Below are 12,096 nucleotides of genomic sequence, written 5' to 3' on the forward strand. Positions count from 1 at the left end.
ATTGATTTCTGATATTCAAATTTGGCTGGTCGATCTTGTATCGATCTATCTGTATAGCTTGAAGTATCTTGCTATGGTCATAGCCATCATCATTTTTTTTAGCAGTATCGATGATGTATTAATTGATATCACTTATTGGATCAGGCGAGTTTGGCGCTCACAAACCATTTATAAGAAAAATGAGCATCTTCAGTACACCGCTCTCAATGAGATCCCTGAAAAACCCCTAGCCATCATGGTTCCCGCCTGGAACGAAACTGGCGTGATTGGCAAGATGGCCGAGTTAGCCGCCACCACCATGGAGTATGAGAACTATCACGTCTTTGTTGGTACCTATCCCAACGATCCCGATACCCAGAAGGATGTGGATCGCGCCTGCGCTATCTTTCCCAATGTGCATAAAGTGATTTGTGCACGACCAGGCCCAACCAGCAAGGCAGATTGTCTTAATAACGTCTTAGATGCCATCTTGCAATTTGAGCGTCAAACCAACCTCGAATTTTCTGGATTTATTCTGCATGACGCAGAAGATGTCATTTCTAGTATGGAGCTCAAGCTCTTTAATTACCTAGTTAATAAGAATGATTTGATTCAGGTTCCCGTTTATCCATTTGAGCGTAAGTGGAATAACTTCACCAGTATGCACTATTTAGACGAGTTTACAGAGCTACATGGCAAAGACATTCCGATTCGTGAAGCAGTGGCTGGACAAGTACCGAGTGCGGGGGTTGGAACCTGCTTTAGTCGACGTGCAGTTCTAGCCTTACTGGCTGATGGCGATGGCATTGCCTTTGATGTCAAGAGTCTGACAGAGGACTATGACATTGGTATTCGCCTAAAGGAAAAAGGACTTAAAGAAATCTTCGTACGCTTTCCCGTCCTCAAGCCAGAAGAACTGGAAAGTGAAACATCCAAACCATTCGGACAAGACATTCTGGATGCCAATGTGATTTGTGTCCGAGAATATTTTCCAGATACGATCGAAACGGCTGTGAGACAAAAAGCTCGCTGGATTACCGGCATTGTTTACCAAGGCTACAAAACGCATGGCTGGACCAAGAATTGGTTGCTGAACTATTTTTTGTGGCGCGATCGCAAGGGTGCAGTTACCAACTTCATTAGCTTTGCCGCAACATTGATTTTGATTCAACTTACGCTTCTGTGGCTCTACCAGCACCTATGGCCAGATGCATATCACTTCCTATCCATCTTCTCGGATGACAAGTGGTTTGTTGCTGTTTTGATGATTAATCTCTATCTCATGATAAATCGCATGCTGCAGCGAATTTATTTTGTCTCCAGCTATTACGGCTTAAGAGAAGGCCTGATGTCTATTCCTCGTCTATTTTGGGGAAACTACATCAACTTTGTTGCCAATTGGCGCGCGCTCAGAGCCATTATCAAACAAGGGGACCCCCATCGAGTAGCGTGGGATAAAACCATGCATGACTTCCCGTCACTCGGACAAGAGAATCACGAGCGCCAGATGTTAGGTCAAATATTGGTTGAGCAAGGCGCAATTAGTGAAGAGGAGCTTAGTGCCGCGCTACTGAAGAAAACTAGGGGCCTCAAGATTGGTAACTGGTTGATTCATATCGGCAAGATTAATTCGGAAGAACTGGTTAAAGCCCTATCCACTCAATCAGGTGTGAGCTCTGAATCGGTCGATGCTTATGCTATTCCTCAAAATATCATCAAGCTACTACCCCCAGCACTCGCACTTCACTATGCAGCTTTACCAATTCGCAAAGAAGGTAGCAAACTAGTATTGGCCTCGGAGTCCAATATCGATCCCGTCTCTTTAGCTGCGATCGCTCGCAAGCTCAAGATGCCAGTTAAAAACATACTCGCAAGACATGGTGAAATTACTGTCGGCCTCAGGCACTGGTATGCGAATATCAAAACAGAGGACCCCAAGCAACTTCTCGAGAATGCCGTTAGTGCCGGAAAGATTGCCAGGGGCCAAGCAGAGAAAATTTGGGATTATTTTGTCCCGCGCCAATTTTTGTTTGCTGAAATCTTAATGTCTCTTGGGCGCATTGATAGAGCTTCATTAAATGCCCTACTTCTTCAACATGAGAATAGTGAGGAAAACTTAAGTCAGTTCTTGGTTGGGAACCATATTATTTCCGATGAGACCCTAAAAGAAGCCTTGGATCTCCAAAAGGAGTTGCAGCCTAATATCAAGGATTTGATTGAAAAAGAAGCCGAAGCCAGATGAAACTCAATCTCAAAGCCCTTGTTCTTCTCCCTCTCATCGCCTTGCCAAGCGTTTTTCAAATGGCGAGCGCAGAGAATGCCCCAGAACAGCCGCGCTCTTTTCAAGAATTCTTAACGTACCCGCATGTGGAAAAAGGCTTATCCGCTATTACGAATCATGATTACGGTAGAGCAGTCACAGAATTCAAGCAAGCTAGGTCTTGGTCAACCGAGAGCCCTGAGACTGCACTGTATTTGGCAAATGCCTACTACCTTGATGGCCAGTATCAAAATGCTGTCGAAGTTCTCGAGGCGCAATTGGTTTACACCCCCAAAAATGCCGCCATCGCAAGCGCGCTCGGAAATAATCGCAAAGCCTACGATCTCCAACTGCTCGAAAAAGGTCGCGAACTAGAAAACAATATTTCCGAACTTCAGGCATATCTCACTGATACCAAGCCTTATTTCTACGATGCTTACGACGAACATGGCTGGGTTGATTTATTAGCCAAAGCCTTCTCTAGAGAGCCTGAGCGCATATTGAGTTTTACCCCACACTTTGCCTCCAATCAAGCATATCAAGACCAGATCGTATTGGAAGCTGCTATCGCCTCTGGAAATAAGATCTTTGCCTCCGCTTACATCAAAGAGCTGACTTCAAAACTGAATCAAGATCCTCAGCTTGTTGAATTTCTGAGTTATCAGCTCTTGAAGGATGGTGGAACCGGGCAAGCTATTCAAATTTTGATGCAGGCTTATCCTTTTACTGATGCTAGTCCACCGCTACAAAAGAAGTTGGTTCTCCGTTTAGCAACTCTGATTGAACAAAACCCCAAACTGGTGAGCGCCACCGAGCTAAGTTTTCTGGCCAAGCCGATGCATTCCTCTGACCTCAGAGGCATACAAGCTAATTTATTTGCAGCACTCAAAAACTGTAGCGTAGTCCGATCTCTCTTGAGCGATTTTTCAATTCCCCATAGCGAAACCGAATGGCGCCTGCTTGGACAATGCTATCAAGTTGACCAGCCAGGATTGGCTGAATATGCTTACCAAAAAGCAATGGCAATGAACCCCAACATCGTCAATACTCGCGCTTATGCCTATCAAGCATTTACGGTTAAAAATTATCCTCAATCGCTTTCAGCATGGCGCTCAATGGATATCCAGGAAATGTCCAATCGAGATCTTGAAAGTGCGGCCCTCACTGCAATCAGCGCACAAGAACCGCAATATGCTTCAGGTTGGCTTGCTCAACTCGATCAACGCAATACCCCAAAAGATGCGCTCTACTGGTGGCTCGAGGCGCAACTTGTACTCAAAGAGCAACCCAGCATTGCGGCTGATGATCTGAAAAAAGCGATTGCACTTGCTCCTACGGTAGCTTATTACACTCAACTCGCCTCAATCCAACAAGAATTAAATCAAACTGCTGAAGCCACCAGCTCTTTGGAGGCTGCCCTCAAGCTTGATCCTAGTAATACCAACACCCAAGCGTCTTTAGGCTATGCCTATTATCAAAATGGACAAATGACTCAGGCGCGCGCGCTCTTACTATCGGCAAATCAAGCTCAGCCTGACGACTCTCAAACTATTAAGCAACTCGCTTATACCGATCAAAAGCTAGGCCTCAATGAAGAAGCGCTCAAGTACACCAAACTCGCGATTGATGATTACCATCTCCAAGCACCAGTCGATTTAACTGCTGACAACCAAAATCAGCTATTTGGCTTACAGCGAATGCATGAAGACCTGACTCGCCGCTGGACATTCTCAGTGGATGCTACAGGCGGAAATCAAGTGACTACAGTTCCGAGCTCTGGTCAGCCAGGCCTCACGTCTCGGAGCTACTCACAAGCTGAGGCTGCCTATCGCCTAGGGGATCCTGCGATTGATGACGGCAAAACCATCTCGGCATATTCCAGGGTATTTGCAGGAAGTGGAACCTTAGATACTGCGCTTCCCCTATATGCACCAATGGCTGCTGGAGGGTTAAGATGGAAACCGATCGGTAGTCAAAACATCAATCTTGCTGTTGAAGAGCAAACTCCGCTAGATCACGTAGCAGGCAATCAAACTCAGGCCATGCTGAGAGCGAGCGCCTCATTCTTGAATAGTGGTAACTATAGTGATGATTGGCATCCAACTGGACCAGGCTGGATTGCTCAAAACCTCTATCTCGATGCAGCTCACTATATGACCAGCGGCCTTACATCTCTCACCTCAGATTACCGAATTAGCTATCACGACAAAATTGAAATAGGGCAAACGATTGAGCCTTATACCCACCTACAATTAAACACACTCAATAATCAAGTGAATCATGATTTACGGGCTGGTCTAGGCGTGCGCTGGAACTGCTGGAGCGGCAATACTCAGTACAACGCCTATCCCAGCAAGGTTTATATTGGACTTGAGGCTCAGCATGCTTTCACCACCTACTTAAATGAAAAGAATGTGATCTTTTTATCTCTAGGGGGTAGATGGTGAAAAAGTTCAGTGCTCAAATCCTATTACTATTTGCCCTCCTCTTACCACTCAGCACGATGGCTGTTACAGCCATTTTTTACCAGCCCCAAGAGTCTGATAAACAGATTCCCTCTCAAGAATGGCGGAGTATCTTTCATCATTTAAAGAAAAAGGGATTCGATACTTTAGTCATCCAATGGACGCAATACGGAGACTTTCTCAAAAGTGCAAAAAATCAAGCTTGGCTCAAAGAGCGCGTAGATCAGGCAACTGGAGAAAAATTACAGTTGATTATTGGCCTCTCTAGTGATCCAGAAATGTTTAATCGCTTAAAAGAGCCTTCTGCTGAGAGTAAAGACTATTTAACGAAGCTTACTAGAGTCGATCTACTCCTAGTAGATTATTGGAAGAAGAATATCCCACAGGACAAGATAGCAGGCTGGTATCTTCCGCTAGAAATTGATGACCGCGCTTGGCGCGACCCAAAGGCATTTGACATTCTCAGGAAACATCTTAGAGATGAGAGTCAAAAAATTCGGATGCAATCAGAAAAGCCGATTTATATTTCGAGCTTTTTTACTGGGAATATGTCGCCCGATGACTACAGCAAGATGATTGCAAGCCTACATGAAGTCACTGGTCTCCATATATGGATTCAAGACGGCGCCGGTACTGGCAAGCTGAATCCATCTGAGAGGGCTTTATATTTGGTGCCGCTCACAAAATGCAGCGCACCAATAGCTTCAGGATTAATCTTCGAGGCCTTTAAGCAAACCCAACATGACCAAACCTTTGCGGCTGAGTCTCTGCCACCACAATTACTAGCGCAAAGATTAAAGCTCAGAGCGCCTTGCCAGCTTGATAGTGTTTTCTTTGAATTGCGCTATCTATTCAAGGACAGCTTTAAAGCGAAGACTTGATTGGCTTTGGTCCGCTATAGATTTGAATATTATTCTTGCCGGCATTCTTAGCAAGATACATTGCGGCATCGGCATTCTTCATCAGCCCAACATCATCGAGGGCGTGATCCGGGAAAAGTGCGATCCCGATACTGACCGAAGTATGCAGTACTAAATTATCCAATGTAATCGGCATCGATATTGCAGAGCAAATTTTTTCAGCAACAACATAGGCGTCTTTTTCGGACTCAACCTTTGGCAAGAGGACAACAAATTCATCACCCCCTACTCGGCCGATGATGTCCACATCCCGTATAGCCCCCATCATACGCTTTGCAACAGTAATCAGCAGGCCGTCTCCAACGCCATGACTGTAAACATCATTCGTTGTTTTAAGGTTATCTAAATCAATAAATAACAGAGCCAGTTTTTCATTGTTTTTTCTGGCCCGATCTAAAGCTTGCTCAAGGCGATCAGAGAAAAACAATCGGTTAGGTAACTTAGTCAGAACATCATGATGCGCAAAGTACTGCGCTTTTGCATTGCGTTTATAGGCGCGAATCAGCAAGTAAGCACCCAAGCAAATAATAGCGATACTGAAAAGTGTCGTGTAGGCCAAGCTAATGAGAGCACTATACCAACGCGCTAAATAAATTTGCTTACTGACAATCGCTCCGACAATGAGTGGGTAGCCCTCAACCTTACGGTACGAGAGCATCCGCTCACCCGGATTACTACCCCGTGTAAATCCTGGCAAATCAGTAATGATGACTCCATCATCGATATTTTCTTGGGACAATGAGGACTGAATCAGGCCTCCCGTATTAAGCCCCCCAATCAGGTTATCCACCAATGGCCACCGAGTAAGAAGGCGATGGTCATCTCGATATAGCACCACTGAGGAACCCTCCCCAAGACTCATGCCAATCTTTTCATAGAGAGAAGAAAAAATTTCTACAGAAACACCAACCAATATCAAGCCTAAAAACTCATGTCTTGCACCGTTCACTCGTTTAGCTAGATAAAAAACCCATTTACCAGTGCCCTTATTTCTGACGGGCAAACCAAAATATGTGGCTGAATCATCGTGTTTGCTTAACCATTGAAAATAATCTCGATCGGCTAAATTGATGTCTGGGGGCGGAAATGATCTTGTGAAATTAAGAACCTTACCGTTGTTATCGACAAAGGTTGCCACATCGAGAATTGGATTAGATTTCACCTTATCCAAAAGCAAGTTATATTGCTGCTTTTGAGAAGCAAAGTGTATAAATTCTTTCTCTGTAGTGATCTCAGAGAACTTTTCAATTTCATCCAAACTTTGCAGTGCAGTATTAGCCGAATAAATCGTTTGCGTTGTATGGGCAGATAGGATTTCAGTCAAATTAGCAACCTGATCAACTCGCGCCTTGATGATGTTATCGCGCAAAATCAGGGCTGAAATGAATGCATTCAAAGCAAAGATAGAAACGAGGGCGGCACTCACTAAAGTGATGAGCTTGATGTTTCTACGTACTTTATTTTGTGTAGCGTAATCCATGACTAATAGCTCTGCCATTACCACTTACTCCTCGGCATATTGTTGAGCAATTTGCTGGAAAAATGACTTTTCCAGAATAAAGGCCTCCACCACAGCAGGATCGAAGATCTTCCCTTTATGGCGCGCAATTTCTTCGCACGCTGCCTCATGTGTCCATTTTTCTTTATAAACACGCTCATTGACTAATGCATCATACATATCTGCGAGCGACATAATGCGAGCTGCTAAAGGAATCTCTTCACCAGAGAGGCCACGAGGATAGCCGCTACCATCCCACTTTTCATGGTGGCCGCCAGCAATATCAATTGCCATTTCTAAGACCTTTAAGCTCTTATCGCTATCGGCATTGGCCGCTTTTAATACCCGCTCACCCAACGCTGCATGGGTCTTCATCACCTCCCACTCTTCTGGACTGAGAGCGCCATTCTTTCTCAAAATATTATCTGGAATACCAACCTTACCAATATCATGGAGGGGGGCTGCATGAACCATGTGCTCGATATTGGATGGGGTAAGCTGGTCTGCGTAAATCCCCATACTTTTCAGTCGCTCTGCCAATCTTTTTACGTAAGCTTGCGTACGCAAGATATGGTCTCCCGTTTCGTTATCACGAACCATCGACAGTGCATTCAAGCTATGAAGCAACCCACTCTCAATCGCTCTAGAACTACTCCGGTGCATCTTCCACAGGGCGTCTAAATAGTAGTGCGCAATCACCATGCATGCTAGGATCAGCATCAAAGAGGATATGATGCGAATTGAAAAACCGACTTCACCCTCGTGGAATATTCTCTCTATGTACTCGCTTGGGAAATAATACAAAACGAATATTCTTGACGCACGTAAAACTATTTGAATGACGATGATCCCAATCAAAATCTTTATTTGGGGTGCCTTATTGTGTTTTATAACAGCTCGTAGTTCCCATAAATTCCATAGAGAAAAGCCTGTTATGAAAGTGCTCGTAATATAAATTCGACTTACCGGATCTCCGCTCCAAAATAGGAAAAGAAAAGTGATCGATAGGACAGAAAACCCAACCCATACATAGGGGCTGATTTCTTGAGAAATATTGGTGCGCCATGATCTGAATAACAAGGCAATACAAAGCATTCCGCACATGAGCAGAAAATGACATAGGGTCAGGAAAAATAAACTGCCCCAAGAAGCGATGAAGAAAGAAAATGATGCTAATGCGAGAAAGAAGAGGCCAGCAGGCCAATACCAAATCTTCTCAGTTTCTTTGTATTCATCGCGTTGAGAAACAAAGCCCAACATCAAACCCATCAAAATAATGAAGGCGGAAAAATAAAAAATTTGATTGAGCAGATCCATAAAACCTATTCTAGTGGCACTTTCAAGAAAAGTACCTCATGTCAAATTAGGGAAATCGAAAGGTGGAATGGAGTAAATGGGGCGAACGACGGGGCTCGAACCCGCGACAACCAGAATCACAATCTGGGACTCTACCAACTGAGCTACGTCCGCCGTTGTAGAGTTGAGATTATAGCTTCTTGCTCAAAACCTGCCAAATACCCCGATTTAGGCGCTTTCGAGCTCAAATGCAGCCCAATCCCCAAGAGTTAGACTGGCATCGAGGAAAAAGTCAGCAATCGCCGCTTTACTCTGGACTTTGGCTAAAGCATGGTGGTCTGAGAGCCTTTGGCGCCAATAGCGTGAACCTGCCCTACCATGGGCGAGGCCCAAAATATGTCTTGTGAAAGCGCCAATATAGAAAGGCTTGCCTTTGGCGTGGCATTCTTCAAACCAGGCTTGTACTTGCTTAACCAAGGTAATCTGAATCCGGTGCCATTCAGTTTCACTGAAGAGGTAGCCGGCTGCTTCACCGTGGGTACTAATTAAATCATCCCACCCCAATAACATTGCCGGAAAATGATAGGCCGCCCTACCCACCATGAAGCCATCAAAATCTTCCCAATGGCCAGCGATCTGATCATTGGTCTCAAGACCGCCATTCAAAAGCACCTTTAGGTTTGGGAATTGTTTTTGAGCATCAATACGCAACTGTTTCGCTACTTCGTAATGTAAAGGCGGCTTGCTACGATTTTCTTTAGGAGATAAACCTTTCAGCACTGCATTACGCGCATGAATCGTCACTTGACCAGCTCCTGCATCAGCCACGGCAAGAATGAAGTTGAGAGCAAATTGATAATCTGCTTTGGAACTAGATGCATCCATATGATCTAAGCCTAAGCGATGCTTAACAGAAATCGGAATGTTTACCGAATTCTTCATCGTCTTGACACAATTCGCCACCAACTCGGGCTCTGCCATAAGGCATGCACCGAATGCACCTCGCTGCACACGCTCTGAAGGGCATCCACAATTCAGATCAATCTCATCATAGCCCCACTGTTGAGCAAGTTCTGCTGACTTAGCCAAATCACTGGGTTCTGATCCACCCAATTGCAATACCACTGGGTGCTGATCTTCCGAATAATCTAAATGACGAGGCACATCACCATGTAGTAGAGCTCCAGTAGTCACCATCTCGGTATACAGTACTGCTTCTTTTGTCAGTGTGCGATGAAATGATCGGCAATGGCGATCGGTCCACTCCATCATAGGCGCGACTGCGAGACGTTTTTTATGAATATCTGTCATCAGTCAAAAGTGAAGCGATGCTTTAATGTTCCCGTTGCACCCCCAGGTCTGGTATTGGTGCCACTGCCGCCATTGAGATTGAGGATATTGTTATTGGGTGCTTTCTTTGGCTTATCGATATCATCCAGATTCACATCAGTTGTACTGGACTGATTCTGCACTGGTGGAGCGTAAGGACTCTTTTGCACTGGGAAGGCTTGATTAGAATTAGCTGCACTAGTTTGATCAGCATGCGTATTTATGCTGTAGCTAAAAACTATAGCAAAGAGAGCCGCGAGGAAGATCTGTATCAGGCGCATAGGGCTCCATTATAAAGGGGGCTATACAATGCAGATATGGCACCCCCCGCTAAGCTAAGGATGCAATTTTTGTGATGCAAGATGTTTGATCTTTCTCTATTTAATCTCATCGTTCTAGTATGCGCAGCTCTACTCGCAGGGCTAATTGACGCCATTATGGGTGGTGGTGGAATGATTCAAGTTCCAGCGCTATTTGCAGTCTTTCCGGGTCTGGCGCCGGCCACCCTTCTCTCGAGCAATAAAATTGCCTCAGTGATCGGCACAACTGGCTCAGCCTTTCAGTACACCCGTGTTAATAAGACCCCTTGGCGTTTAGTCGTCATCTCTTGTTCGGCAGCTTTTTTAGCTTCAGTTGCTGGGGCTTATTTAGTAACTCAGATACCCAATCAGTGGTTACGAGTTGCACTACCTTTTATCCTGGCTGCCCTCCTGATTTTCAATCTTAAATCGAGTGCAGGCCTAGTACATGCGCCACGTCATCAGAACCATAAACAAAGTGCGATTGCCTCATTAGGCGCAAGCGTGATTGGTTTCTATGATGGCTTCTTAGGACCCGGAGCAGGCTCCTTCTATAAATTGCTTTACACCCGTGTTTTAGGCTTTGACTTTATTAACACCGCCGCACCATCGAAGTTCCTCAATGTCGCCTCTAACCTAGGAGCCCTTTGTGTCTTCTTCTATTTGGGGTTCTTTGATTGGCGGCTCGGTCTCTTTATGGCTGTAGCCAATTTTATTGGCGGTCAGATTGGTAGCCGCATTGCACTGAAATATGGCAATGGCTTTATTCGTAAGGCCTTCTTTATTTCGGTTTCGATTTTGACAATCAAAACCTTTTATGACGCTTTCTTAAATTAAACTCAGACGATGAACCCAGCTCACACCCCCCATTCTTCCGCCTCACATCCATCCCATATGCCAGGCTGGATGGTCTTTCTCTTTGCCTGCGCCTGCGGCCTGATGGTCGCTAATTTGTACTACTCTCAACCGCTGATTGGCTTGATTGCCCCTGAGATTGGTTTAAGTGACTCCGCAGCAAGCTTAATCGTGACCTTGACCCAAATTGGTTATTGCGCTGGTCTCATTTTGCTGGTCCCACTAGGTGATTTGGTTGAGAATCGCAAGTTGGTGATCTTCACAATTTGCGGCGCGATTCTGGCGCTCTTCATTGCGATGCTGGCCCAGAATGCGACTTGGTTCTTAATGGGCTCTTTATTAGTCGGCATTGGTACCGTCGCCGTACAAATGCTCATTCCGATTGCTGCCCACATCTCCCCAGAAGAAACACGGGGTCGTACTGTCGGCAACATCATGAGTGGTTTGTTGCTCGGCATTATGTTGTCACGCCCAATCTCCAGTTTGATTGCGCACTCATTTGGCTGGCGTCCTGTATTTGGAATTTCTGCCTGCTTACTGGTTTTGCTGGCCGTGATCTTGTGGCTACTCTTACCGATTCGTAAACCGAATTCTCATCATCACTATTTTTCTTTAATTGCTTCACTCTGGCCTTTATTGCGCGATACCCCCATCCTGCGTCGTCGCGCTATTTATCAAGCCTGTCTATTTGCTTCCTTCACTTTATTCTGGACAATCTCTCCAGTCCTGCTTGCTGGCCCAATGTATTCCTTAACCCAACTCGGAATTGCCTTGTTTGCCTTGGCAGGAGCAGCGGGTGCCTTAGCAGCTCCGATTGGTGGTTGGCTAGCAGATCACGGTCACACTAAGGTCGCAACAGCGGGCTCTCTATTGACTGTAGCTGGCGCATTTTTATTATCCCAATTGGGAGGTATGGGCTCTTTACCAGCCCTAGTGTTCGCTGGCATCTTGCTTGACTTAGGCGTGCAATGTAACGTTGTTTTAGGTCAGCGTGCGATCTACTCACTTGGTGCAGATATTCGTAGCCGTTTAAATGCACTCTATATGGCCATCTTCTTTGCAGGCGGTGCGATTGGATCGGGTATTGCGAGTCTGGCTTATGTCACTGGCGGCTGGAGCCTCGTAGCTTGGATTGGCTTTGCCTTTCCGATCGGCGCCTTTATTTACTATTTGACTGAATAGAAAATAGTAAAAA

General features: G+C 45.4%; 9 protein-coding genes and 1 tRNA gene. 5 read left to right on the forward strand and 5 right to left on the reverse strand.

The annotated features are described in order from the left end of the window. Position 1: 1 nt before the first annotated feature. The 3 genes from AOC06_RS05940 to AOC06_RS05950 are packed head-to-tail and all read left to right on the forward strand — an operon-like array spanning position 2 to position 5,585. Positions 2 to 2,221, forward strand: coding sequence for a glycosyl transferase family protein (locus AOC06_RS05940; RefSeq protein ID WP_255879900.1), 2,220 nt, complete (start codon positions 2 to 4; stop codon positions 2,219 to 2,221). After that, positions 2,218 to 4,686, forward strand: coding sequence for an NfrA family protein (locus AOC06_RS05945; protein WP_215379430.1), 2,469 nt, complete (start codon positions 2,218 to 2,220; stop codon positions 4,684 to 4,686). Before AOC06_RS05940 ends, AOC06_RS05945 begins: the two co-directional genes overlap by 4 nt. Beyond that, positions 4,680 to 5,585, forward strand: coding sequence for a DUF4434 domain-containing protein (locus AOC06_RS05950; RefSeq protein WP_215379432.1), 906 nt, complete (start codon positions 4,680 to 4,682; stop codon positions 5,583 to 5,585). Before AOC06_RS05945 ends, AOC06_RS05950 begins: the two co-directional genes overlap by 7 nt. Here the strand turns inward: AOC06_RS05950 and AOC06_RS05955 are convergent. The 5 genes from AOC06_RS05955 to AOC06_RS05975 all read right to left on the reverse strand — a co-directional run bounded on the left by AOC06_RS05955 (position 5,569) and on the right by AOC06_RS05975 (position 10,028). After that, on the reverse strand, positions 5,569 to 7,122 hold the full coding sequence (locus AOC06_RS05955; protein WP_255879901.1) for a sensor domain-containing diguanylate cyclase: 1,554 nt from the start codon (positions 7,120 to 7,122) through the stop codon (positions 5,569 to 5,571). The two genes, AOC06_RS05950 and AOC06_RS05955, sit on opposite strands and share 17 nt — an antisense overlap. Positions 7,123 to 7,128: 6 nt before the next feature. Continuing rightward, the gene (locus tag AOC06_RS05960; RefSeq protein ID WP_215332231.1) at positions 7,129 to 8,439 is read right to left on the reverse strand and encodes an HD-GYP domain-containing protein; all 1,311 of its coding nucleotides are present in this window, start codon (positions 8,437 to 8,439) and stop codon (positions 7,129 to 7,131) included. A gap of 77 nt (positions 8,440 to 8,516) precedes the next feature. Beyond that, positions 8,517 to 8,592, reverse strand: a tRNA-His gene (locus AOC06_RS05965). Positions 8,593 to 8,646: 54 nt separating this feature from the next. After that, positions 8,647 to 9,729: a tRNA dihydrouridine(20/20a) synthase DusA gene (gene dusA / locus AOC06_RS05970; protein WP_215379435.1), complete on the reverse strand. Its 1,083-nt coding sequence runs from the start codon at positions 9,727 to 9,729 to the stop codon at positions 8,647 to 8,649. Then, complete coding sequence (locus AOC06_RS05975; protein WP_215379438.1) at positions 9,729 to 10,028, reverse strand: hypothetical protein; 300 nt, start codon at positions 10,026 to 10,028, stop codon at positions 9,729 to 9,731. The genes dusA and AOC06_RS05975 overlap by 1 nt, the downstream gene beginning before the upstream one ends. Before the next feature lie 81 nt (positions 10,029 to 10,109). Here AOC06_RS05975 and AOC06_RS05980 point away from each other — a divergent pair, with 81 nt between their 5' ends. Next, positions 10,110 to 10,883 (forward strand): TSUP family transporter, encoded by a 774-nt coding sequence (locus AOC06_RS05980; RefSeq protein WP_215379440.1) that lies wholly within the window; start codon positions 10,110 to 10,112, stop codon positions 10,881 to 10,883. Positions 10,884 to 10,892: 9 nt separating this feature from the next. Further along, positions 10,893 to 12,083: an MFS transporter gene (locus AOC06_RS05985; protein WP_255879902.1), complete on the forward strand. Its 1,191-nt coding sequence runs from the start codon at positions 10,893 to 10,895 to the stop codon at positions 12,081 to 12,083. Positions 12,084 to 12,096: the final 13 nt, after the last annotated feature.

Source organism: Polynucleobacter paludilacus, assembly GCF_018687595.1.
In the GTDB taxonomy this organism is placed as follows: Bacteria; Pseudomonadota; Gammaproteobacteria; order Burkholderiales; family Burkholderiaceae; genus Polynucleobacter; species Polynucleobacter paludilacus.

Excerpts from the sequence above, each read along its gene's own strand:
- AOC06_RS05945 (WP_215379430.1), top strand. The coding sequence starts at position 2,218 with ATGAAACTCAATCTCAAAGCCCTTGTTCTTCTCCCTCTCATCGCCTTG.
- AOC06_RS05950 (WP_215379432.1), top strand. The coding sequence starts at position 4,680 with ATGGTGAAAAAGTTCAGTGCTCAAATCCTATTACTATTTGCCCTCCTC.
- AOC06_RS05955 (WP_255879901.1), bottom strand. The coding sequence starts at position 7,122 with ATGGCAGAGCTATTAGTCATGGATTACGCTACACAAAATAAAGTACGT.
- AOC06_RS05960 (WP_215332231.1), bottom strand. The coding sequence starts at position 8,439 with ATGGATCTGCTCAATCAAATTTTTTATTTTTCCGCCTTCATTATTTTG.
- dusA (WP_215379435.1), bottom strand. The coding sequence starts at position 9,729 with ATGACAGATATTCATAAAAAACGTCTCGCAGTCGCGCCTATGATGGAG.
- AOC06_RS05975 (WP_215379438.1), bottom strand. The coding sequence starts at position 10,028 with ATGCGCCTGATACAGATCTTCCTCGCGGCTCTCTTTGCTATAGTTTTT.
- AOC06_RS05980 (WP_215379440.1), top strand. The coding sequence starts at position 10,110 with ATGTTTGATCTTTCTCTATTTAATCTCATCGTTCTAGTATGCGCAGCT.
- AOC06_RS05985 (WP_255879902.1), top strand. The coding sequence starts at position 10,893 with ATGAACCCAGCTCACACCCCCCATTCTTCCGCCTCACATCCATCCCAT.